20 protein-coding genes are annotated in these 22,205 nt (G+C 69.2%); 11 read left to right on the forward strand and 9 right to left on the reverse strand.

What is annotated here, in order from left to right:
* The first annotated feature begins 167 nt into the window (after positions 1-167).
* From ABD220_RS14035 to ABD220_RS14055, 5 genes are all read left to right on the forward strand, one after another.
* The gene (locus tag ABD220_RS14035; protein ID WP_344123560.1) at positions 168-1,580 is read left to right on the forward strand and encodes an aspartate aminotransferase family protein; all 1,413 of its coding nucleotides are present in this window, start codon (positions 168-170) and stop codon (positions 1,578-1,580) included.
* 66 nt (positions 1,581-1,646) lie between these two features.
* Complete coding sequence (locus ABD220_RS14040) at positions 1,647-3,242, forward strand: amidohydrolase (RefSeq protein ID WP_344123561.1); 1,596 nt, start codon at positions 1,647-1,649, stop codon at positions 3,240-3,242.
* Positions 3,243-3,306: 64 nt separating this feature from the next.
* A complete protein-coding gene (locus ABD220_RS14045) occupies positions 3,307-3,549 on the forward strand; it encodes a DUF3311 domain-containing protein (protein WP_344123562.1) in 243 nt (80 codons plus the stop codon).
* Positions 3,546-5,015, forward strand: a complete 1,470-nt coding sequence (locus ABD220_RS14050) for a sodium:solute symporter family protein (RefSeq protein WP_344123564.1) — start codon at positions 3,546-3,548, stop codon at positions 5,013-5,015. Before ABD220_RS14045 ends, ABD220_RS14050 begins: the two co-directional genes overlap by 4 nt.
* Before the next feature lie 64 nt (positions 5,016-5,079).
* Complete coding sequence (locus ABD220_RS14055) at positions 5,080-6,321, forward strand: M20 family metallo-hydrolase (RefSeq protein ID WP_344123566.1); 1,242 nt, start codon at positions 5,080-5,082, stop codon at positions 6,319-6,321.
* Between the two features lie 125 nt (positions 6,322-6,446).
* Here the strand turns inward: ABD220_RS14055 and ABD220_RS14060 are convergent, their stop codons facing one another.
* The 3 genes from ABD220_RS14060 to ABD220_RS14070 all read right to left on the reverse strand — a co-directional run bounded on the left by ABD220_RS14060 (position 6,447) and on the right by ABD220_RS14070 (position 9,197).
* Positions 6,447-6,908, reverse strand: a complete 462-nt coding sequence (locus ABD220_RS14060) for a hypothetical protein (protein WP_344123568.1) — start codon at positions 6,906-6,908, stop codon at positions 6,447-6,449.
* A 282-nt stretch (positions 6,909-7,190) separates the two neighbouring features.
* Positions 7,191-7,607 (reverse strand): VOC family protein, encoded by a 417-nt coding sequence (locus tag ABD220_RS14065; protein ID WP_344123570.1) that lies wholly within the window; start codon positions 7,605-7,607, stop codon positions 7,191-7,193.
* 114 nt (positions 7,608-7,721) lie between these two features.
* Positions 7,722-9,197, reverse strand: coding sequence for a sugar transferase (locus ABD220_RS14070; RefSeq protein WP_344123572.1), 1,476 nt, complete (start codon positions 9,195-9,197; stop codon positions 7,722-7,724).
* Between the two features lie 358 nt (positions 9,198-9,555).
* Here ABD220_RS14070 and ABD220_RS14075 point away from each other — a divergent pair, with 358 nt between their 5' ends.
* The 4 genes from ABD220_RS14075 to ABD220_RS14090 all read left to right on the forward strand — a co-directional run bounded on the left by ABD220_RS14075 (position 9,556) and on the right by ABD220_RS14090 (position 12,604).
* Positions 9,556-10,344: a WecB/TagA/CpsF family glycosyltransferase gene (locus ABD220_RS14075; protein ID WP_344123574.1), complete on the forward strand. Its 789-nt coding sequence runs from the start codon at positions 9,556-9,558 to the stop codon at positions 10,342-10,344.
* 253 nt (positions 10,345-10,597) lie between these two features.
* Positions 10,598-11,215 carry a 50S ribosomal protein L25/general stress protein Ctc gene (locus tag ABD220_RS14080; protein ID WP_344123576.1) on the forward strand — a complete coding sequence of 206 codons (618 nt, stop codon included), beginning with the start codon at positions 10,598-10,600 and terminating at the stop codon, positions 11,213-11,215.
* 106 nt (positions 11,216-11,321) lie between these two features.
* The gene (gene pth / locus ABD220_RS14085; protein WP_344123578.1) at positions 11,322-11,900 is read left to right on the forward strand and encodes an aminoacyl-tRNA hydrolase; all 579 of its coding nucleotides are present in this window, start codon (positions 11,322-11,324) and stop codon (positions 11,898-11,900) included.
* Complete coding sequence (locus tag ABD220_RS14090) at positions 11,897-12,604, forward strand: hypothetical protein (protein ID WP_344123580.1); 708 nt, start codon at positions 11,897-11,899, stop codon at positions 12,602-12,604. The genes pth and ABD220_RS14090 overlap by 4 nt, the downstream gene beginning before the upstream one ends.
* 260 nt (positions 12,605-12,864) lie before the next feature.
* On the opposite strand, the gene ABD220_RS14095 is transcribed toward ABD220_RS14090, so the two are convergent.
* Positions 12,865-13,857 (reverse strand): endonuclease/exonuclease/phosphatase family protein, encoded by a 993-nt coding sequence (locus ABD220_RS14095; RefSeq protein ID WP_344123581.1) that lies wholly within the window; start codon positions 13,855-13,857, stop codon positions 12,865-12,867.
* Positions 13,858-14,087: 230 nt separating this feature from the next.
* Positions 14,088-14,585, reverse strand: coding sequence for a DUF2505 domain-containing protein (locus ABD220_RS14100; RefSeq protein WP_115162483.1), 498 nt, complete (start codon positions 14,583-14,585; stop codon positions 14,088-14,090).
* Positions 14,586-14,795: 210 nt separating this feature from the next.
* Here ABD220_RS14100 and mfd point away from each other — a divergent pair, with 210 nt between their 5' ends.
* Entirely contained in the window at positions 14,796-18,515 is a 3,720-nt protein-coding gene (gene mfd / locus ABD220_RS14105) for a transcription-repair coupling factor (protein ID WP_344123584.1), read from the forward strand.
* 149 nt (positions 18,516-18,664) lie between these two features.
* Here the strand turns inward: mfd and ABD220_RS14110 are convergent, their stop codons facing one another.
* From ABD220_RS14110 to ABD220_RS18115, 3 genes are all read right to left on the reverse strand, one after another.
* Positions 18,665-19,105 carry a hypothetical protein gene (locus ABD220_RS14110; protein WP_344123586.1) on the reverse strand — a complete coding sequence of 147 codons (441 nt, stop codon included), beginning with the start codon at positions 19,103-19,105 and terminating at the stop codon, positions 18,665-18,667.
* Between the two features lie 177 nt (positions 19,106-19,282).
* Positions 19,283-19,720 carry a hypothetical protein gene (locus ABD220_RS14115; protein ID WP_344123588.1) on the reverse strand — a complete coding sequence of 146 codons (438 nt, stop codon included), beginning with the start codon at positions 19,718-19,720 and terminating at the stop codon, positions 19,283-19,285.
* Between the two features lie 686 nt (positions 19,721-20,406).
* Positions 20,407-20,742 carry a family 16 glycosylhydrolase gene (locus tag ABD220_RS18115; RefSeq protein WP_425552566.1) on the reverse strand — a complete coding sequence of 112 codons (336 nt, stop codon included), beginning with the start codon at positions 20,740-20,742 and terminating at the stop codon, positions 20,407-20,409.
* 54 nt (positions 20,743-20,796) lie between these two features.
* Here ABD220_RS18115 and ABD220_RS14120 point away from each other — a divergent pair, with 54 nt between their 5' ends.
* The gene (locus ABD220_RS14120; protein WP_344123590.1) at positions 20,797-21,636 is read left to right on the forward strand and encodes an IS5 family transposase; all 840 of its coding nucleotides are present in this window, start codon (positions 20,797-20,799) and stop codon (positions 21,634-21,636) included.
* A 16-nt stretch (positions 21,637-21,652) separates the two neighbouring features.
* On the opposite strand, the gene ABD220_RS14125 is transcribed toward ABD220_RS14120, so the two are convergent.
* A partial coding sequence (locus ABD220_RS14125) for a glycoside hydrolase family 16 protein (RefSeq protein ID WP_344123592.1) occupies positions 21,653-22,205 on the reverse strand: 553 nt, incomplete at its 5' end.

Genomic DNA, 22,205 nt, shown 5'->3' on the forward strand with positions numbered 1-22,205 from the left:
GGGACACCCACATGTACGGCCCGGAGTCCTTCAACTTCTACACCCGCCGCAAACTCGTCACCACTCGCTGGCCGGAGCCGTCGGAGTCCCAAATCAACCTCGGCTTCCCCACCCACTGAGCTCGACCCACTGAGCCAGACCCACCGAATCCCACGGAGGCACGCGTCATGGAGACTTTCCCCGGACCCCACGGACAGCCCATCTCCTTCGGCGACGACCAGGCCGAGAGCGAGGTCCGAGCCGACGACCGCCAGTACGTGTTCCACTCGTGGTCCGCGCAGGCGCACATCGACCCGCTGCCCGTGGCCACGGGCCGGGGCGCCACGTTCTGGGACTACCAGGGCACGGAGTACCTGGACTTCAGCTCCCAGCTGGTGAACCTCAACCTGGGCCACCAGCACCCCCGGCTCGTCGCCGCGATCCAGGAGCAGGCGGGCAGGATGGCCACGATCGCGCCGGCGTTCGCCAACGACGTCCGCGGCGAGCTCGCCCGGCGGATTGTGCAGGCGGCTCCCGAGGGCTTCGCGAAGGTCTTCTTCACCAACGGCGGCGCCGAGGCCAACGAGAACGCCGTGCGGATGGCCCGCCTCCACACGGGCAAGCGGAAGGTCCTCTCCCAGTACCGCTCGTACCACGGCTCCACGAGCACGGCCATCTCCCTGACCGGGGACCCGCGCCGCTGGCCCAACGATGCGGCCGACCCCGCCGTCGCGCACTTCTTCGGCCCGTACCTCTACCGCTCCGCCTTCCACGCCCGGACCGAGGACGAGGAGTGCCGGCGGGCCCTCGAGCACCTGGAGCAGGTGATCGTCCTGGAGGGCGCCTCCACCATTGCCGCGATCATCGTCGAGACGGTCGTGGGCACCAACGGGATCCTGGTCCCGCCGCCCGGCTACCTGCCCGGGGTGCGGGAGCTGTGCGACCGGTACGGGATCGTCCTGATCGCCGACGAGGTGATGGCCGGCTTCGGCCGGGTCGGGACGGTCTTCGCCGTCGAGAACTTCGGGGTGGTCCCCGACCTCATCACCTTCGCCAAGGGCATCAACTCCGGCTACGTGCCGCTGGGCGGCGTGGTCATCTCCGAGGCCATTGCTGCGACCTTCGACGACCGCGCCTTCCCCGGGGGCCTCACCTACTCCGGGCACCCCCTGGCGTGCGCCGCAGGGGTGGCCACCTTCGAGGCGTTCGAGCAGGAGAACATCCTGGCCCACGTCCAGGACCTCGCCGAGCGGGTGGTCCGCCCCCGGCTGGAGGACATGGCGGTGCGCCATCCCTCAGTGGGGGAAGTGCGCGGGCTCGGGATGTTCTGGGCCGTCGAACTCGTCCGGGACCCGGAGACCCGGGAACCGCTCGTGCCGTTCAACGCTGCCGGCCCGGACGCCGCACCCATGAACGAGGTGGCGGCGGCGTGCAAGAGCGCCGGCCTGTGGCCGTTCGTGCACTTCAACCGCCTGCACGTGACGCCCCCGCTGATCATCACCGAGGAGGACCTGGTCCGTGGCCTGGGGATCATCGACCAGGCGCTGGAGGTCGCCGACTCCCACGTGCGCACCGCGGACCACGCCGCCGCGCAGTCCTGAACCCCGTCGGAAGGAAGGCCTGCCGTGCCCAGTTCCCCGCCACTGACCGCCGTGGATGCGTGACCCATGGACCACGGACAACCGTTGCGCGTCGTCACGGCGCCGAGGATCCTCGCCCTGGACGGGACCGAGCCGGAGGCCTTGGCCGTCCGCGGGGAGACGATTGTGGGCACCGGCTCGTCGGTGGAGATGACCGCGCGCTTCCCGGGGGCGGAGCGGATCGACCTCGACGGCGCCCTGGTGGTTCCCGGCTTCAACGACGCCCACTGCCATCCTTCGCAGGCCGCGCTTGCGCGGGTGCGCGTCGACCTCACGGACGCAGTCGGTCCCGACGCGGTCCGGGACGCCCTGCTGGAGCGGTCTCGATCGACCGGCCCCGGCGAGTGGATCGTCGCCCAAGCGCTGGACGAGCGGCGGGTGGGCGACGGCACCGTCGACCGCGCCTTCCTGGACCGGGTGTCGCAGGAGCACCCGATCGTCGTCGTCCACTACAGCCTGCACCGCGCCGTGGCCAACACCCGGGCCCTCGAGCTCATGGGCTACCGGCAGCCGGGCGACGCCCCGCCCGGGGGTGAGCTTCTGACGGACGACCGTGGCGACCTCGACGGCCGGCTGATCGAGCGGGCCTGGCTCGACCCGTGGCTGCCCGGCCTGGGCCACGACACCGTCCTGCCGGCCGGAAGCCCCGAGGCGCAGGTCGACGCGCTGCAGACCGTCAACCAGGAGCTGCACGCCCTCGGCATCACCTCCTACTGCGATGCCATCGTCACCCCGGTCGAGCAGCGCATGTACACGGCGGCGCTCGAGCAGGGCCGGCTCAGTCCCCGCGTCAGCATGCTCCTGTGGCACAGCTACTTCGACGGGTCGGCCGCGCTGCCGCCCGACGCACCGCACCGGCTGCAGACCACGGGCGTCAAGATGATGCTGGACGGCGCGCTGTCCGGCGGGACGTGCCTGTGCCAAACCCCGTACCCGAGCGCGACCGGCACGGACAACGGCCTGCAGATCCTCACCGACGAGGAGTTCGTCGCCACGGTCCGGCGGGTGCACGAGGCCGGCCGGCGCGTCGCCGTGCACGCCAACGGGGACCGCGCCATCCGCACGGTCCTCGACGTCCTCGCGTCGCTGGGCCCATCGGAGGACGGCCGCCCGGCGGGCCACCGGATCGAGCACTGCAGCATCGTCGACGACGAGCTCATCCGGCGGATGCGCACGCTGGGCCTGATCCCCGTGCCGTTCGGGGCCTTCGTGCACTTCCACGGCCGGGAGATCCTCGCCTACTACGGAGAGGACCAGCAGAACAGGATCTGCGCGCACCGGTCCCTGCTCGACGGCGGACTGGCCGTCGCCGGATCCTCCGACTACCCCCTGGTGCCCGCGGACCCCCTGATCGCGCTGCAGAGCATGGTGACCCGGGAGACGGCGGACGGCAGGGTCCTCGGTCCGGAGCAGCGCATCACCGTGGAGGAGGCCCTGCAGGTGTACACCGCCGGGTCCGCGCACGCCACCGGAGAGGCGGGGGTCAAGGGCCGCCTGGCACCCGGACAGCTGGCCGACTTCGTCGTCCTCGACGAGGACATCACGCACATCGACCCGCACGGGATCGGGGCCACGGCCGTCCGGTCCACGTGGGTCGGCGGCGACTGCGTCTGGAGGTCGTGAAGAGCCGGCACAGCCACCCCTGATGAAACCACCGACAGTGAACCTGAGCGAAGGGTCCGACGTCATGAGAACCACCAAGACACGAATACTGTTCATCGCCGCCACCGTGCTGGGCCTGATCATGTTGGAGAGCCCGATCATCCTGCTGGCGAACCGCAGCGAGCCGACCGTTCTCGGCTTTCCGTTCCTGCTCGCCTGGGTCCTGTTCTGGTGGGCCTTCTGCACAGCCGTCTTCCTCGTGGCGCACCTGATGAACTGGGGCAAGCCGAGGAACCGTGCTGTGGCCGAAGGGCGTGAGACCGCATGACCGCCGGAATCATCGTCATCTTCCTGTTCATGGCCATTCCCCTGGCCGTGGGCTTCTACGCCGCCACCAAGTCCCAGAAGACGAGCGACGACTACTTCATCCAGGGCCGCGGCATGGGATCGATCGCGGTGTTCTTCACCGTGGCAGCCACGTGGTGGAGCGCCTTCGCGTTCCTGGGGTCCAACGCCTCCTTCTACACCGACGGCCCGGTGTACCTGACGGCGTTCGGCTGGAACGTGCTCTTCGGGTTCCTGTACTTCGTGATCGGCAAGCGCATTTGGTATCTCGGCAAGCGGTTCGACTTCGTCACGCCGTCCGATTTCCTAGGCACCATGTTCAACAGCGAGAAGATGCGCTGGATCGTCGGCGTGGTGGTGGTCCTCTTCACCCTGCCCTACCTGCAGATCCAGCTCGCCGGCGGCGCCTATCTCATCTCCGTCGCCTCGGGGGACGCCATCCCGTTCTGGCTCTCGGCCCTGCTGTTCTACCTGGTGATCGTGGTCTACGTGTGGGTGGGCGGCATCCGCGCCGTGGCCTGGACCGACATCATCTACGGTGCGCTGATCTTCTTCGGTCTCGCCGCGGCCGGCGTCTACATCTCCGGCACGGTCGGCGGGCCGGTCGCGCTGTTCGAGCGCATGCAGGACGCGAGCCCCGCGCACCTGACGATGCCCGGGCCCGAAGGGGACGCCGGGTACGCCACCTGGGTGTCCCTGTGCTTCATCACGGCCATCGGCGCGCTCATGGGACCCCAGCTGTGGCTGCGGATGTACGCCGCGAAGAACGGGCGAATCTTCAACGTCATGCCGTTCCTGATCTCCCTCGTCGCCCTGGCGTACCTCGGCTCCGTCCTCGTGGGGTGGACCGGGTTCCTCCAGATGCCCGACGTGGAGACCCCGGACCGGATCCTGCCGCTCATGGCCCTCGAGTACGTCCCGTTCGTCATGGCCACGGTGCTGATGGCGGCGGGAGCCGGTGCGGCGATGTCCACGGCGAACAGCCAGATCCACGCGGTGTCGACCGTTGTCACCAAGGACTTCTACCAGCGCTACGCGAAACCGTCCGCCTCCGAGCGCCAGCTGACGAACGTGGGCCGCTACGCGCTGCTGCTCTTCTCGATCGCGGCGTACTTGCTGGCCCTGTTCTCGCCCGGCGTGCTGGTCACCATCGGGCTGGTCGCCTTCGGCGGCACCGCGCAACTGATCGTGCCGACCCTCGGTGCCCTGTTCTGGCCCCGGGGCAACGCCACCGGAGCCATCGCCGGGCTCTCGGTGGGGGTGCTGCTCACCGCGGCCATGACCTTCATCCCGGCGTTCACCAGCCCGCTGGGGCTGAACCCTGCCATGTGGGGCCTGGCCGTCAACGCCATCCTCTTCGTGGTGGTCAGCCTGGCCACGGCACCGCGGGACGAGGAGACGGTCCGGCGCTACAGCGCCGCGCTGCACGACTACAAGAGCATCGACTGACCGGCCCCGCGCACCGCGGGACCGGCCGCAGCCACCCGGAACACCCATCGAGTAAGGAAGCGTGATGTCGTTGAGCCCCGAAGAGTTCCTGAAGGACTTCCACCACACCGCCACCATCGGCGCCACCGCCCACCAGGGCGTGGACCGGCAGGCGGGCACCGCGAAGGACGGAGAGATCCGGGCGTGGTTCCGGGACTGGGGGGCCGAGCGCGGCTATCCCGTCCGGGTGGACAGCATCGGGAACATGTTCCTGCTCGCGGAGTGGACGCCCGGGGTCCCGTTCGTGCTCATCGGCTCCCACCTGGACAGCCAGCCCCTGGCCGGCCGGTTCGACGGGGCCTACGGTGTGGTCGCGGCCATGCACGCCCTGCAGGAGATCGACGCCGAGGTGCAGGCGGCGGGGGAGAAGCCTCCGTTCAACCTCGCCGTGGTGAACTGGTTCAACGAGGAGGGGGCCCGCTTTGCGCCCTCCATCATGGGGTCGTCCGTGTTCGTCAGCCTCATGGACGAAGCCGACATGCTCGCGGTCAGCGATCCGTCCGGCACCACGGTGGGCGAGGCACTGGAGAGCATCGGGTTCCTCGGGACCGACTCCCGTCCGGAGGTGGCCTCCTACGCGGAGATCCACATCGAGCAGGGCCGCATTCTGGAGCGCGAGGGCATCCCGCTCGGGGCGGTCGACCGGTCCTGGTACACCCAGAAGCTCGACATCGAGGTGCTCGGCGAGCAGTCCCACACCGGCGCCACGTCGATGGCCGATCGCCGGGATGCCCTGATCGCGGCCTCGAAGATCGTCCTGATGGTCCACGAGGTGACGAAGGACTTCGAGGAGGACGCCCTGCTGTCCTCGGTCGGCCAGATGCACATCGAGCCCAACTCCCCGATCGTGGTCCCTCGGCGGGTGCACCTGGTCGCCGACCTGCGCTCCGACAGCGAGGAGATCGTCCAGGCGGCCAGGGCCACCCTGCTCGCGGGAATCGACGCCCTGACGGCGGAGCACCCGGTGGACGTCAACGTCCGGGACTTCGACGTCCGGCCACGCCGGCCCTTCCCCGAGGGCGGGCTCGAGCTGGTGGAGAAGCTGATGGCGGACAAGGGCCTGTCCACCCGCCGGCTCAGGACACGAGCGGGCCACGACGCCGTGGCCATGAGCACCCAGGTGCCGTCCGTCCTGCTGTTCGTGCCCTCGGTGGACGGGGTGTCCCACTGCGAACGGGAGTTCACCGAGGACGAGGACCTGGTCACAGGTCTCGGCGCCCTGACGGAGGTCGCGCGAGCGCTCGTGGGCGGCGCGCTCCAGGACTGATGCGTGCCGGCCGCTGAATGCAGGCCGCCGCGGCGGGTCGTCCGGCCTGCCGCGGCACCGAGGGCACCGGCTGCGCGCTCGCCGCGTCGCGTGCCCGGGTCACTGGCCCGGGTCACCTGGCTGCGTCAGGCGGCGCGGGCGTGCGCCGCGGTGTGGCCCGTGGCGCGGAGGTGTGCGGCCTTGAGCCGGCGCAGGTTCAGCGCAAGGCAGTCGGGGGTGTAGGCGGGGCGGAACACCACCGGGGTGCCCTCGTGGCCGTGCGCGGCGAGGATGTCGCCCAGGGCGGTCTCGTGGCGCTCCAGGAGGAGGTGGCCGAAGTAGTGCTCGTTGAACAGGTAGGACAGCTCCAGGGCGTAGGCCCAGGTGGGGGTGCCGGCCTCCATGGAGGCCTTCGGGCAGTCCCAGTCGGCCGGGGCGCCGGCGGTGGCCAGCTGGGTGCGCAGCACCCGGTCGAGAGCCTGGGGGGTGAAGGCCAGGGTGAGCTCGGCGACGTCCTCGACGATGTCGAGGTCCAGGAGCTCGAGGCCTGCGGGGGAGCAGGACTGCAGGTAGTGCTGGATGTCGGTGGCCAGGGGAGAGGTGCGCATCGGGTTCTCGCTTGTCCGTCGAGGGGTACGGATTCTTGGGGTGCTCCGAGCGTATCCGGGTGATGGTCCTGGTGGGCGCCGGTTTCTGTCCCCACATGGTCCCCTTCGGGCCGGACAAAAGTCTATTGTCAGCCCCTGGTTCCTGTGCGGGAAGTGGTTCGGTGTGGACCATCGTCCAATTCGTGATGCGGGGGCCATGCAGATGGTGTTGCTCGCCCAACGTGTGTACGTGCCGGCGTGCGCCGAGGTTCTGCTGGGCGAGGCGGTGAAGGGCTGCGGGGGCTATGCGACGAACACGCAGAACGGGTGCCCGGCCGGATCGGCGAACACGTACAGCGGTTCCTCGGGGTCGTCCGTGCGATCGAGCAGCTGTTCGGCGCCCAGCCCGAGAGCACGTTCCCGCTGGTGCTCGAGCGCCGCACGGTCCGGGACGGTCAGGTCCAGGTGCAGCTGCTGCGCCACGCCGGAGGCATCCGGCCACGTCACCCGGGGGAGAACCGGGACGGCCTGGAACGCCAGCTGCCGTGCACCGTGCGCGTCCGTGAGGACCAACCACTCGAGGTCGTCGGGAGAGCCGTCCGTCGGAGGCTCGTCCCCGGGCCGGTACTGGAAGCCCAGCAGCTTGCGATAGAACTCCGCCAGGCCCCGGACGTCCGTCGTGTCCAGGACGGTGAGCTGCAGCTGCGGATAATCAGTCATCCGTCCACTCCCTCCGCTTGATCCCACGTTCCACGGTAGCCAACGGTCGGCCGGGATGACATCCCGTCGCAGGGGCGCAGGCCCCGGAAGTCAGCAGGTGCGGGTGCGCCGTGCTCAGTGCGCGCCCTCCTTGGCGAGCACGGCCTTGACCGTGCGCAGCATGATCACGAAGTCCTGGACCGGGGACCAGTTCTCCACGTAGTAGAGGTCCAGGCGCACGGCCTGCTCCCAGTCCAGGTCGTCCCGGCCCGAGACCTGCCACAGACCGGTGATGCCGGGCTTGACCCGCAGCCGGCGGTGGACGTGCTCCTCGTACTGGGCGACCTCGGAGGGCAGCGGCGGGCGCGGGCCCACCAGGGACATCTCGCCCTTGAGGACGTTGAGGAACTGCGGGAGCTCATCGAGGCTGTACTTACGCATCCACCGGCCCGGGGCGGTGACCCGGGGGTCGTTCTCCATGAAGAACAGCACGCCGCCCTTGGCGTCGTTGGCGGCCATCAGCTCGGCCTTGCGCTCCTCGGCGTCGGTGTACATCGAGCGGAACTTCAGCATCCGGAACCGGGAGCCGTCCAGGCCGGTCCGCTCCTGCGCGAAGAGCACGGGTCCGCCGTCGTGCGCCCTGACGATCAATGCGAGCACGGCTATCACGGGGGACAGCGCCACCAGTGCGGCTGTCGCGCCGACGATGTCGACCAGGCGCTTGAGCATCCGCCGCGAGCGGCTCAGCCGCGGCGTGGAGACGTGGATCAGCGGCAGTCCGGCCATCTGCTGGGTGTGGATGCGCGGGCCGGCGATGTCGGTGAGTCCAGTGTCGAGGACCAGACGGATGCGCTCGTCGGCCAGGTACCAGGACAGGTGGCGGACCTCCTCCGAGCTCAGCGGCGCGCTCGCGGCCAGCACCAGGGTCTCGATCCGGTGAGCCCGGCACGCGGCCACGATCCCCTCCACGCTGGGCACCTCTCCGGCCGGCAGCATGTTCTCGGGCACCGGCACCCGGGCCAGGTGGCGCGGCAGGACCCGGTACGACGACGGCGCGTAGACCGCCACCGGCTCGAAGCCCGCCGCCGGGTTCTGCTGCAGGGACGCGACCATCTCCACGACCCCCGGCACGCGCCCGACCACCAGCGTCCGGGACATCGCCTCACCGGCCAGCCGGCGGCGGGTCAGCCCCCGCCGCACCAGGCCCCGCCCGGCGAGCAGCAGGAGCGTGCCCAGCGGCAGGGCGATCACCACGTAGCTGCGGGCCATCGGCACGTCCAGCACGTAGGACAGAATCGCCATCGCGCCGAAGAGCACCAGGGTCGCGGAGACCACCTGCCGGTTCTCCTCCACGGCGTAGCCGATCAGGCGCACGTCCCGGGCGCCCCGCAGTTCCAGCCAGCCCCACCAGGCGCCGCCCAGCACGGCGCCCACCAGCCAGTACGGGACGGTGAGGCGGCCGAGTTCCAGCGCCTCTCCGTCGAAACCGAAACGCATCAGCTGCGTCAGCACGAGCGTGACGGCCAGGGCCAGCGCGTCCACGCGCCGCAGGCTGCTGATGTGCGTGTCCCGCCAGGCGGCAGGCCGCACGGACATGTTCTTCTTGAGCACGTTGGTCACTCCCCCCGAGTGTGCGGGGGCCGGAACACTCCTCCTACGCCCCCCGGCGTGGTTCCGGCCCCCATCGATGACTTTACAAGTGCACATCGATGCAAACAGGTGCTTAACAGGGGACAGTTCCGAGGGGGTAGACCCCCTCGTGTCTTTGCTAGCGTAAATGCAAGCGCATGTTCGCCGGCCCCCGGGACGGTGGCCGCGAGGTGTGCTGCAGGAAGTGCCGGTCCGCCGGCGGGATCCGGGGGGATCGCGCCGCACCACGGACGGGACTCCCTGCTCAGAGGCCGGCTCGGACTCCGGGTCCCGGCGGGGGAGCAAGGCGCCGCGGAGGCGCAGCACAGGGGGAGTTCACATGTTGAAGCACCAGGTTCGGGCCCAGAGCACGGGCTCGATCGAGATTCCGGTCAGCGGGGTCCGGGTGACGCCCATGGACGCCGAGGAGCTGCACCGGTGGATCTCGGCCACGTGGCAGGAACGGCGCAAGGCCGCCGTCCTCGCCCACAATCTGCACAGTCTGTACACCTGGGAGGTCAACCCGACCTTCCGCGCCTTCTACGAGAAGGCCGACGTCGTGCTGACCGACGGGTTCCCCGTCCTCAAGCTCGCCAAGTGGCGGTCCGGGCGCCCGCTCAGTGCCAGGCGGCATCGCCTCGGCACCCTGGACTGGCTACCCGGCCTGATGCGGCGCACCCCGGTGCGGCGTGTCGCCGTTGTCGGCGCGACCTCCGCAGGCAACGCCCGCACGGTGGATCTGCTCCGGCGGGACGCGCCCGCCGGGCGGATCGAGGGTTGGCCGGGGGAGGGCTGGAACCCCGTGCTCGAGGACCACGTCGTCCGGTCCCTGCAAGAGTTCCGGCCGGACTTCGTCATCGTGGGCCTAGGCATGCCGCTGCAGGAGGAGTTCCTGAGCCGGCGCTGGAAGGAGCTGCCCCCGGCGATCTACGCGGCCGTCGGCGGCGGGATCGACGAGTACGCGGGCATCCAGAAGCCGCCGCCGCGCTGGCTCGGTCCCCTCGGGCTGGAATGGGCCTACCGGCTGATCACCCAGCCGCGGCGGCTGGGTCACCGTTACGTCGTCGAGCCGTGGATCCTGGCATACCTCCTGGTGACCAAGGCCGTACGGCGGGGTGCCGTCGCCTGAGCCGACCCGTCGTGAGGGCCCCTTCCATCCGTCCGGGCCCGTCGGGTTCCGTGGGCCGTGCTAGCCTTGTGCGGTTGCCAAGGCGAGGGGACCCCTGCGGGTCCCGTGATCGACGACGGCTGGTTGAACGTTCCCGCCCCCACTGGTGCGGCGCCCCCAGGGGCGCGGTGCACAGCGTCCAGGACGCGGGGGAGGGTCTGCGGCCGGTATCGCCTGGCCATTCCGACGACAGACCCGACTTCGAGGAGTTCCCATGGCTGACACCATCCGCATCCCCGCCACCACGCGCAGCGACTTCGGCAAGGGCTACGCCCGCCGCATCCGCAACAACAACCAGATCCCCGCGGTGGTCTACGGTCACGGCGCCGAGCCGCAGCACGTGGTCATCCCCGGCCACGAGACCATGCTCGCCGTGCGCCACTCCAACGCCGTGCTCGAGCTCGACGTCGAGGGCAGCACCCAGCTGGTCATGGTCAAGGACATCCAGCGCCACGCGACCCGCCCCGAGATCCTGCACGTCGACCTGCTGGCCGTGCGCCGCGGCGAGAAGGTGGAGGTCGAGATCCCCGTCCACGTCATCGGCGAGGTCGACCCGACCGCCGTGCACAACGTCGAGGAGAACACCCTCACGGTCGAGGCCGACGCCCTGAACGTGCCCGACGCCGTCACCATCAACCTCGACGGCCACGGCGCGGGCGACCACGTCTACGCCGCCGACGTGCGCCTGCCCGAGGGCGTGTCCATGGTCTCCGACCCGGAGCTGCTGGTCATCAACGTCTCCGAGCCCCAGGCCCAGGACCTCGGTGAGGACTCCGCCGGCGGCGAGAACGAGACCCCCGAGGGCGACGTCGTCCCCGAGAACGAGGCCTGAGCCTCACCGCTCACCCGATCCACGTGGTCCGCGAAGTGCGGGGCGGCTTGCGAGCCGCCCCGCACTTCGCATGACCGCTCTCTTCACCACTTCGATGGAGGCACCGATGTCCGACGCATGGCTGGTCGTGGGACTGGGCAACCCCGGGCCCGAGTACGCCCGGACCCGGCACAACGTGGGACAAATGGTCCTCGACGAGCTCGCCTCCCGTCTCGGCGGGTCCTTCAAGGTGCACAAGACCCGCGCCCAGGTCCTGGAGTCCCGGCTGCGCCCGGGCGGACCGCGCGTGGTGCTGGCCAAGCCGATGACCTACATGAACACCTCCGGGGGCCCCGTGGCCGGGCTCGCCAAGTTCTACGACATCCCCTCGGAGCGGGTGATCGCCGTGCACGACGAGATCGACATCCCCTTCGCCGCGCTCAAGCTCAAGATCGGCGGGGGAGAGGGCGGGCACAACGGCCTGCGGGACATGTCCAAGGCCTTGTCCACCAAGGACTACTACCGGGTGCGCGTGGGCGTGGGGCGGCCGCCCGGCCGGATGGACGCCGCCTCCTACGTGCTCAAGCCGTTCTCCTCCACCGAGGGCAAGGAGCTGCCCTTCCTCCTCGACGACGCCGCCGACGCGGTGGAGCACCTCGTGGAGAACGGGCTGCTCGAGGCGCAGCAGAAGTTCCACGCGCGGTGATTCCCGCCCGGGTGCTGTGGAAGCGTGAGACCGCAGCGTCCCGGCCCGTGCGCATCGCCGGCGCGGTCATGGTGGTCAACGCCCTGCTGCTGACCGCGCACCTCCTCCACCGCAGCGGGTTCGTCCTGGACCCGGACGGCGGCTCGTTTTCTCTCTTCCGCTCGAGCGCCCTGTGGAACGGCGGGATCGACGGCTCCTTGATGGAGCTCTTCGGGCTGCTCCAGCTCGGCGCCGCTTCAGTCCTGCTCCTATACCTGGGCCTACGCGACTCGGCGCACCGCGTGCTCGCGGCGTGGGGCGGCGTCTTCCTGCTGCTGATCGCCGACGACCTCTTCCGGATCCACGAGCGGGTGGGCGCCCACCTCGCCCTGGACCGGCTGCTGCCCTCACTGGGCGCGACCACCGCCCAGGAGCTCGGCGGACTGCTGTTCTGGGCGGTGTCCGGACTTGTGCTGGTGGGTGGGCTGGTCCACCTGCACCGCCGGAGCGGAGCCCGCGCGCGCACCGAGTCCTGGGCGCTGCTGGCCACCGTGGTGCCGTTCGTGCTCGTCGCCGTGGGCTACGTCCTGGTGGGAGCCGTCCGGCCCGGTCTGTTCGGCGGCCCCTGGGGCGAGGTTGCGGCGATGGTGCGGATCACGGTGAAGCTGCTGACCATGACGCTGCTCCAGGTCCGTGCGATGCGGTTGCGCGGGACGCCTCTGTAGAGCGCGACCGCACCCAGGATGCGCCGATGCCTCGGGCGTGGCGAGTGCAGCGGCAGAGAACCGAGGTGATTCTCGACGAGGGTGCAGAACGAGGTCCGGCCTCGCGCCGCCCGCGCAGCAGCATGGCCAGCACGCCTTCTGAGCAGCGCCCTGCGGACACCTGTGTTGAGGTGATGGTGAACATCGGCTCGCGACGGGCCACTCTGCCATCGCCCCGTCTGCGCCGAGATCGGTGTGCACCTGGCAGAGCGCTCCTCGTATCACGTATCGACATCCCGGTATGAGACCGCCAGGGCCCGGTGATCGGATTCGCCGATGTCCACGAATCGAATGCCAACGGGTTCCCAGTGCCGTGTATCGACAATCTGGTGATCGATGCCGGCTCCTAGGGGAGCGGGAACTGATCGGGGCCATGTGCCGACGGCGCCGCGTCCGAGATATTTGCCGGCGTCAAGGCAACTCTGGTCGGCCAGCAAAGAAACTTGAGCCGTGGAAGCATTGAAGTCCCCGCCGACGATCGTTCCTTCTTCTGGACGGCAAGTTTGAACCGCAAGGTCCAGCTGCCACCTCCAGGTGGTGGAAGAGTACTTATCCGGTACGGGTGGCGGCGGGTGCACCACGCTCAGTCTCGGTGGAGTGAACGATGAGTCCCCAATCCGGATCGCAGATTCACCCACAGGGGCGACAGATACAGAACCCAACGTCAATGCGGGGCCGGGAACTTGACGGTAGCGCCCTAACTGGTCAGAGGTAATGATTGCGGTTCCATCCGTGTCGACGTCATGGGTATCGCTGTCTGCGAACAGTTGATTCGACGTGCCTTGCATACGCCACAACTCAGCGACCTGAACCGCCACCTTGGGTTCCACCTCGACCAGCAAGAGGACGTTAGCCTCTGTTGCCTCGGCAACTTCGACGATTTCGTCGGCATCCGAATTGAAAGCATTGAAGGACAGCACAGTGATGTCCTTCTCCTCGGCAGGCACCGTCGCCAGGTGCGCCGGCATAGCGCCACCGGCTCGGGTGAACAGCACGAACTCTGTCAGCGCTACGGCGATCATCAAGAACGCCACGACTTGCAGCGTCCGTCTCAGGGCATCTTTCTGATGGCGGCTGTGCCATAGTGCAACGCCAACCATGCAGATGAGCAGAAACAGTGCGATGATCCAGCCGAGTTGCAGTGCTTCCAACTGAACGATGGGGTACTTGTCCCATAGGCCCAGATTATGCGGCGCCACAAGAACGAAGGCCATAGCCAGTCCCGTCGTTACGACGAGCCAGAGGGCGGCCCGTCCGCCGGCCCCGATCAGACTACGTCGTCGCCGCTTGGGCATGCAGGGCACCTACTCTGGTAGTGGTCCGAGGTCGTACCCGCGTTGTTGTTGCGCATCCGATGGACTGCGCAGTCTCGGTTGGTGATGGATGCGCACGAGCGCACCCCTTTCCGAGGGAAAACGGTCGAATGCAGAAACGACAGCGCGCCTCAGCGTTTCGCGAGCCAGGCCTCGGCCTCCTGGGACTGCAGGGACAGGGCCTTGCCGATGAACGGCTCGGCGGCTTCGGCGACCATCTTGCCCACGAACGGGATGTTGGCCTTGACCACGCAGTGCACGTGCACGTCGGTGGACCCGCCCTGCGGGGTGAGGGTCTGGGTGGCGGAGCCGGAGACCGGCAGCGCGCCCACGGAGATCTCGGTGCGCACGATCCGGATCCCGTCCGCGTCCGGGGTGTGGTAGGTGTCCACCTGGGTGAGCTGCACCGAGGAGCCCACGAACTTCCGGGCCATCTCCGGCAGCCGGTCCGCGGCCATGGTCCGCACCGTGGTCACGGCGAACTGCGCCTCCACGTCCCCGGCGACCTCCACCGAGTCCAGGGTGGCCCCGGCGCGGTGGGTCACGTGCCGGATGAACTCCTCGTCGGTGAATGTCACCACGACCTGGTCGAGGGGAGCGGGGACGGTGGTGGAGGCGGTGACGGCCATGGAGGACTCCTCGGTAGCGGCTGATCGGCAGGGGCGGTTGCGTGCTCCCATGGTAGGCGGGCGCCCGTGGCCCGGGCTGTGGGCGGGACCGTGGGATCCGGACGGGGCCGTGTCGGGGCCCGGGAGTAAGCTGGTGTCCGCGAACGTTGGCTCCGACAGCCTCTGTGCTGCACCAGCACCCCACTCAGCGTCCCAGGAGACTGCTCACCCATGACCTTGTCCGGACTGCTCGCCGCCCTCGGGGCGGAGCGCTCCTTCGCCAATCTCCGCACTCAGGCCGGCCTGCCGCCGGGGGAGCGCAGCGCCGAGACCGTGATCAGCGCCCCGGACGGGATGCGCGCGGTGCTCACGGCCCAGCTGCGCGGTGCCCTCGACGACGCCCCGGCACCGGCCGACAACCGCGCCCCGGTGCTGCTGGCCGTCACCGCGACCGGCCGTGAGTCCGAGGACCTCGCCGCCGCCCTGGGCGCGTACCTGCCGGCCGAGGAGGTCGCGGAGTTCCCGGCCTGGGAGACCCTGCCGCACGAGCGGCTCTCGCCGCGCTCCGACACGGTGGGCCGCCGCCTGGACGTGCTGCGCCGGCTGGCCGGCAAGGACGCCGAGCGCCCGCTGCGGGTGGTCACGGCCCCGGTCCGCTCCGTGCTCCAGCCCGTCGTCGAGGGCCTGGGGGACATGGCTCCGGTGCGCTTCGCCCGGGGCGAGGAGCTCGACTTCGACGCCGCCGTGACCTCGCTCGCCGAGGCTGCCTACGCCCGGGTGGACATGGTGACCCGGCGCGGGGAGTTCGCCGTGCGCGGCGGGATCATCGACGTCTTCTCCCCGGTGGAGGACCACCCGGTGCGGATCGAGTTCTTCGGGGACGAGGTCGACGAGCTGCGCTGGTTCGCCGTGGCCGACCAGCGCACCCTGGCCACCGGTGACCACCCGGAGCGGCTCGTGGCCCCGCCGTGCCGCGAGGTGCTCATCACCCCGTCCGTGATGTCGCGGGCCGCGATGCTCAAGAATTCCTTGCCCGGGGCGGAGTCCATGCTCGAGCGGATCGCCGGCGGTATCTACGTGGAGGGCATGGAGTCCCTCGCGCCGCTGCTGGTGGACGGCCTGGTGCCCGTGCTGTCCCTGCTCCCGCCCGGCTCGCTCGTGGTGGTCATGGAGCCGGAGAAGGTCCGCGCCCGCGCCCACGACCTCGTGGCCACCAACGAGGAGTTCCTCCTCGCCGCGTGGGACTCCGCCTCGGACGGGCAGTCCGCGCCCATCGACATCAGCTCCGCCGAGCACATCGTCCGCAACGACGACGGCGAGGGCCGCACCCTGGCCTCCGGGTCCTTCCAGACCCTGGCCGAGGCCCGGGCCACCGCGCTGGGGACCGGTCTCGGCTGGTGGGCCGTCACCGCGCTCAACGTCAACGCGGTGGCCGGTCAGGACGTGGACGCGGACACCGCCGCGGAGGACATCGCCCTGATCGACTCGGACGCCGACACCCTAACGGTGGCCGCCCGGGACCCGCTGGGCTTCCACGGTGACGTCGAGGCGATGCTCGAGTTCCTGCAGGGACGCGTGGCCGACGGCTGGCGCGTCGTCGCCGTCACCGAGGGGCCGGGCCCGCTGGCCCGGATCGCGGAGCTGCTGCACGAGGCCGGGATCCCCGCGGCCCGCCGCGAGACCCTCGCCGAGCAGCCGCAACCCGGGATCGTGGAGCTCACCACCGCCGTGGCCGGCAAGGGCTTCGCCCTGGACGGGCCGCGGATCGTGCTCCTCACCGAGGCGGACCTGCTGGGCAAGGCCAGCCCCTACACCACCAAGGACATGCGCAAGCTCCCGGTGCGGCGCAAGCGCAACGCCGTGGACCCCCTGGCGCTGAGCCAGGGCGACTTCGTGGTGCACGAGCAGCACGGCATCGGCCAGTTCGTGGAACTCATCCAGCGGCCCATCGCCGGGGCGATGATCAAGCCCGGCCAGCCCAAGCCCGTGCGCGAGTACCTGGTGCTCGAGTACGCCCCCTCCAAGCGCAACGGCCCGCGGGACCGCCTGTTCGTGCCCACCGACCAGCTGGACCAGGTCACCAACTACGTGGGCGGCGAGACCCCGGCCCTGTCGAAAATGGGCGGGGCGGACTGGAACAAGACCAAGCGCGCGGCCAAGAAGGCCGTCCGGGACATCGCCAACGAGCTGATCCGGCTGTACTCGGCGCGGATGGCCTCCCGCGGGCACGCCTTCGCGGAGGACACCCCGTGGCAGCGCGAGCTCGAGGAGGCGTTCCCGTACATCGAGACGCCGGACCAGCTGACCACCATCGACGAGGTCAAGGCGGACATGGAGCGGGAGGTCCCCATGGACCGGCTGATCTCCGGGGACGTGGGCTACGGCAAGACCGAGGTGGCGGTGCGGGCGGCGTTCAAGGCCGTGCAGGACGGCAAGCAGGTGGCCGTGCTCGTGCCCACCACGCTGCTGGCCCAGCAGCACGCCGAGACGTTCACCGAGCGCTTCTCCGGCTTCCCGGTGCGCCTGGCCGCGCTCTCCCGGTTCCAGACCGCCAAGGAGACCAAGGAGACGCTCGCCGGGCTGAAGGACGGGTCCGTGGACGTGGTGATCGGCACCCACCGGCTGCTGTCCAAGGAGGTCCAGTTCAAGGACCTCGGCCTGGTGGTCATCGACGAGGAGCAGCGCTTCGGCGTGGAGCACAAGGAGAAGCTCAAGGCGATGCGCACCAACGTGGACGTCCTGGCGATGTCCGCGACCCCCATCCCGCGCACCCTGGAGATGTCGCTGACCGGGATCCGCGAGACCTCCACCCTGGCCACCCCGCCGGAGGAGCGCCACCCCGTGCTCACCTACGTGGGCGCCTACACCGACAAGCAGGTCTCCGCGGCCGTGCGGCGCGAGCTCATGCGCGAGGGCCAGGTGTTCTACATCCACAACCGGGTCTCCTCGATAGAGCGCAAGGCCAAGGAGCTCGCCGAGCTCGTGCCCGAGGCGCGGATCGCCGTGGCGCACGGGCAGATGTCCGAGTCCCGGCTCGAGCAGATCATCGTGGACTTCTGGGAGAAGAAGTTCGACGTCCTGGTCTGCACCACCATCGTGGAGACCGGCCTGGACATCGCCAACGCCAACACCCTGATCGTCGACGGCGCGGACCGCTACGGCCTCTCTCAGCTGCACCAGCTGCGCGGGCGCGTGGGCCGCGGCCGTGAGCGCGCCTACGCCTACTTCCTGTACCAGGCCGAGAAGCCGCTCTCCGAGACGGCGCTGGAGCGGCTCAAGGCCGTCGCCGCCCACAACGAGCTCGGCGCCGGCATGCAGCTGGCCGTCAAGGACCTCGAGATCCGCGGCGCCGGCAACCTGCTGGGCGGGGAGCAGTCCGGGCACATCGCCGGGGTGGGCTTCGACATGTACCTGCGCCTGGTGGGCGAGGCCGTCGCCGAGTACCGCGGCGAGGAGGACGAGCGGCCCACCGAGATGAAGATCGAGCTGCCGGTCAACGCCTACCTGCCGCACGACTACGTCCCGGGGGAGCGGCTGCGCCTGGAGGCCTACCGCAACCTCGCCAACGCCGCCACGGAGGAGGCGATCCAGGAGGTCGCCGACGAGCTCGTGGACCGCTACGGCGAGGTGCCCGAGCCCGTGCAGAACCTGCTCGAGGTCGCCCGCTTCCGGGTGGCCGCCCGCACCACCGGCCTCACCGACGTCGCGGCGCAGGGCAACATGGTCCGCTTCGCCCCGGCCGACCTCCCCGAGTCCCGGCAGATGCGGCTGACCCGCCTCTACCCGGGCGCGCAGGTCAAGACGGTGCCCGGCACCGACACCTCCCAGGTGCTGATCCCCAAGCCCAAGACCGAGCGGATCGGCGGCAAGGACCTCGTGGACGGCGCGGTGCTCTCCTGGGCGCGCGGCGTGGTCGAGACGGTCTTCGCCAAGGAGCCCGCCACGGCCTGACCCGCGCTCGCGGCAGCTCCCGTCCGGTCCACCGGGCACGCGAAGAGGTCCCCTCCCGCAGCGGGAGGGGACCTCTGCTGTCCGAGCCGCCGCCGGACCCGTGGTCGTCGGTCCCGTTGTCCTCGGACTCTGGGACGGCCGGTGCGGTCCTACTCGACGTTCTTGCCGTACTTGTCGTCGTGGTGGACGGCCGCGGTGTGGGCGTCGCGCTCGCGGACGTCGCGCGGGCCCTGGCCGAACTCGGCCGCGGTCCGGTCCACGCCGGAGACCTCGGTGGTCGAGGGGACGTCCATGAGCACGCTGCGTCCGCCCGCGGCCTTCTTGGCGGTGCTGCCGCGCAGAAGTCCCACCGGGATGAGCAGGGCCAGGGTGTAGAGGCCCAGGCCGACGAACCAGACCAGCGGGCTGTTGGGGTAGCTGGCGAAGGCGATGAAGCTGCCGATCATGATGGCCATGCACAGCACGAGGAAGATGAGGTTGTTGACGGTGTGTCCCTGGCCCGAGTGCGAGCGCACGGTGCTGCCGCCGCCGCTGCGGCGGCCAGCCGACGCCTCGGACGAGGTGCTGGTGGGCTGGGCTCTGTTGGCCATGGATCCGTTCCTTCTGGCAGTAGGGGCGGCCACGGGCGGCCGCGGAGCATTCGCGTCCAGTCTAGTGGTACGGGCCGACGCCTCGGACGCTCCGCACGGACGCCTTCCGCCGGCGAAGCCGACGGCCCCCTCCCGCGGATCGCGGAAGGGGGCCGGGCGTCCTGGTGCGGGGCGGGACTACTGCGTGGCTCTGCCCAGCGTGTCGTCCTGGTGCTCGGCGTGCACCTGGGCGTCCCGGGTGCCGATGTTGCGCGGCTCGTCCGGGAAGCTCGCCGCGGTGGTGGGCTCGCCGGCGACCTCCGTGGTCGGCGGGACGTGCATGAGGATGGTGCGCCCGCCCTCGGCCTTCTTCGTGGTGCTGTTGTGCAGCAACCCCACCGGGATGAGCAGGGCCAGGGTGTAGAGGCCCAAGCCGACGAACCACACCAGCGGGCTGTTGGGGTAGCTGGCGAAGGCGATGAAGCTGCCGATCATGATGGCCATGCACAGGGCCAGGAAGATCAGGTTGTTGACGGTGTGTCCCTGGCCCGAGTGGGAGCGGACGTCGGACCCGCGGCTGCGGCCGGTCGACGAGTCCGCCGAGGTGCTGGTGGACGACTGGGCTCGGTTAGCCATGGATCTCATCCTTCTCACAGTGGTGACGGCCGCCATCGGCCGTGGAGGCGTTCGCGATCAGTCTAGTCGTTTGGCTGGGGCCTACGCGGGTGCGCCGCGGAGGGCAGGGAGCGGTGCAGAATTCGTTGATTGTGAAGGCCACCGTGACGGGCTGCTTTCGCTTGATTTCACCGAGTGCAAATTTGATACTCAGGTGTTCTCCACATCGAACATGCATAACGCATATCAACGTGATTGAGAAGTCGTTGGCCGAGTCCGAGGTCCTGCTTGGGGAGCCGCTGGCCGTCACATGCGGGTCGACTCCGAGATCGGCGAAATTCTACTGGTGGCAACCATCGTGACCGACAACGGCGGGCCGTTCCGATCCTCCACCTTCGGGGCGGTCATCGCCGCCCATTCCGAACCGCATCACGTCCGGACGAAGACCTGGGCCCGGGGCAGATCGGGTCACTCGAACGCGGATTTGACACCCTGAAATACAAGTAGCTGTTACCTAAAGCAGAGCGACCAAGGCCCCTCAACGAAAGTCGGGGCAGTCCCGTCCATGGTCAAGCGCGTGGACGCCTCCCGCGCCGACTACGATCACGTGCACCTGCGCGAGGTCATCACCTGGAATCAGTCCGCCGAGGTCCACGCCACCCTGGACACTACCCCTTTGATCAAGAAGAGATCCTGCCATTTACTTGTCACGAAACGCCGCCTCCCGCGCTGGGGATTGTAACGTCGGTTTTGTACATGCGCACGTAGTCGATGTGGAGGGCAAGGGGCTGGGGTGTGCACGAGTTTCGTACCGGTATGTCGAGTGTTCCTCCCGGTACGCCGATCTCCAGTTGTGCCGCGAAGTGGAAGGGCTTAGTGGGAATGAATTCGGTGTCAGTAACTTCGTAGACCTTAAGGCCATCCACGTAGAACGTGAGACGGCTCGGCAACCATTCGACGGCCCAGACATGCCACTCGTTCGGCGTAATGTTGTAAGAGGTTCCGCCGATAGGCGTGGTGGGACGGCGGCATGAGACAGGCACGAGGCCTGGTAAACACGGATTTGTTGAGAATCAGTGTATTGACCAGGAGCACTCGTGCCTGCCGTTCCATCGTGCATCATCGAGCCCATCTGGGACCAGTTCCAGGTGCTTATCCCGCCTGTGGCGGACGAGCATCCGCTAGGTTGCCACCGGCCACGCATCCCGGACCGGGTGGTCTTCGACAAGCTCGTGCAGGTCCTCGTCCTCGGGGCCGCCTACGAGAAGATCGCCGACACCACCTGCTCGGCCACCACCATCAGACGCCGACGCGACGAGTGGATCGCCGCGGAGATCTTCACCGCCCTTGAACAGTCCTGCCTTCACGCCTACGACAAGATGGTCGGGCTCGCCCTGGAGGACTTGGCGGTGGACGGGTGCATCACCAAGGCCCCGTGCGGTGGCGAGGCCGCCGGGAGATCCCCGGTGGACCGCGGGAAACAGGGCACCAAACGCTCCGTGCTGGTCGATGGTACCGGCCTGCCCCTGGGGGTGGTGGTCGCTGCAGCCAACCGCCACGACTCCCCGTTGCTGCGCCCCACATTGGAGACGCTGTCCCGGTTCGGCTTCGAGTTGCCCGAACGGATCACGGTGCACCTGGACGCCGGCTACGACTCCAAAGCCACCCGTGAGTTGCTGGAGGAGCTCGGCTGCGATGGCGAGATCGCCACCAAGGGCATCCCGGCCCCGATCCAGAACACCGCCCGCTGGGTTGTGGAACGGACCAATGCCTGGCACAACCGCGGCTTCCAGAAACTGGCGGTCTGCACCGAGAAACGCACCCGGGTGATCGAGGCGTTCATCGGACTGGCCAACGCCATCATCATCACCCGACGGCTGATCCGCGAGGCGTGGACCCGCCACCGCTGGGACAACCGCCCGGCCCGGCGACCATGACCTATCGGCGGAAGCTCTAAGTCAGCTGCTTGCTGTTATTGGTCGGGTCCCCGGGCTTGTGGACCGTCGCAGTGCCGGTGTCCGCGGCTCCGTTGCGCGTTTCGAAGAAGTCGATCTCGCCATCGGCCCAGACATCGGAGTCCGGCCAGAGCATGACGGCCGGCGCATAGCCTTTGCCCACGTCGAGTTTCATCCGGGTTTCCCAACGTCCGTAGGTTTGACCCTTGAGCATGGACAGGCCGCCGCCGGTGTCGCCGCGACCCTGGATCTGCAAGACCCCATCGATCACGACGATATTGGTCGGCGAAAAAGTGCCGTTGCCGTTGGTCCCAGGGCTGGAGTAGACGCCCCACTTCGAAGTGTCCAGTGACGATCTATTGAACTCGTCAGCCTCCTCGAGCTTCCAGGTGCTGCGTCCGCTGCTTGGGGCGTAGGTCGCTACGTAGGGACCGAGTACTCCTGCGGTGACGAATGCCAGTACGCACCAAAGAAAGATTCTTCTAGGTGTAAGAGGGCATGACGTTATTGGCACGGGCCGGGACGCGTGAGGCCGGGGGCTGATCACCACA

Origin of the sequence: Kocuria aegyptia, assembly GCF_039530085.1 — a bacterium.
Classification (GTDB): domain Bacteria; phylum Actinomycetota; class Actinomycetes; order Actinomycetales; family Micrococcaceae; genus Kocuria; species Kocuria aegyptia.

Coding starts and splice junctions, on each gene's coding strand:
- ABD220_RS14035 (WP_344123560.1), top strand. CDS start 168: ATGGAGACTTTCCCCGGACCCCACGGACAGCCCATCTCCTTCGGCGAC.
- ABD220_RS14040 (WP_344123561.1), top strand. CDS start 1,647: ATGGACCACGGACAACCGTTGCGCGTCGTCACGGCGCCGAGGATCCTC.
- ABD220_RS14045 (WP_344123562.1), top strand. CDS start 3,307: ATGAGAACCACCAAGACACGAATACTGTTCATCGCCGCCACCGTGCTG.
- ABD220_RS14050 (WP_344123564.1), top strand. CDS start 3,546: ATGACCGCCGGAATCATCGTCATCTTCCTGTTCATGGCCATTCCCCTG.
- ABD220_RS14055 (WP_344123566.1), top strand. CDS start 5,080: ATGTCGTTGAGCCCCGAAGAGTTCCTGAAGGACTTCCACCACACCGCC.
- ABD220_RS14060 (WP_344123568.1), bottom strand. CDS start 6,908: ATGCGCACCTCTCCCCTGGCCACCGACATCCAGCACTACCTGCAGTCC.
- ABD220_RS14065 (WP_344123570.1), bottom strand. CDS start 7,607: ATGACTGATTATCCGCAGCTGCAGCTCACCGTCCTGGACACGACGGAC.
- ABD220_RS14075 (WP_344123574.1), top strand. CDS start 9,556: ATGTTGAAGCACCAGGTTCGGGCCCAGAGCACGGGCTCGATCGAGATT.
- ABD220_RS14080 (WP_344123576.1), top strand. CDS start 10,598: ATGGCTGACACCATCCGCATCCCCGCCACCACGCGCAGCGACTTCGGC.
- pth (WP_344123578.1), top strand. CDS start 11,322: ATGTCCGACGCATGGCTGGTCGTGGGACTGGGCAACCCCGGGCCCGAG.
- ABD220_RS14095 (WP_344123581.1), bottom strand. CDS start 13,857: ATGGCCTTCGTTCTTGTGGCGCCGCATAATCTGGGCCTATGGGACAAG.
- ABD220_RS14100 (WP_115162483.1), bottom strand. CDS start 14,585: ATGGCCGTCACCGCCTCCACCACCGTCCCCGCTCCCCTCGACCAGGTC.
- mfd (WP_344123584.1), top strand. CDS start 14,796: ATGACCTTGTCCGGACTGCTCGCCGCCCTCGGGGCGGAGCGCTCCTTC.
- ABD220_RS14110 (WP_344123586.1), bottom strand. CDS start 19,105: ATGGCCAACAGAGCCCAGCCCACCAGCACCTCGTCCGAGGCGTCGGCT.
- ABD220_RS14115 (WP_344123588.1), bottom strand. CDS start 19,720: ATGGCTAACCGAGCCCAGTCGTCCACCAGCACCTCGGCGGACTCGTCG.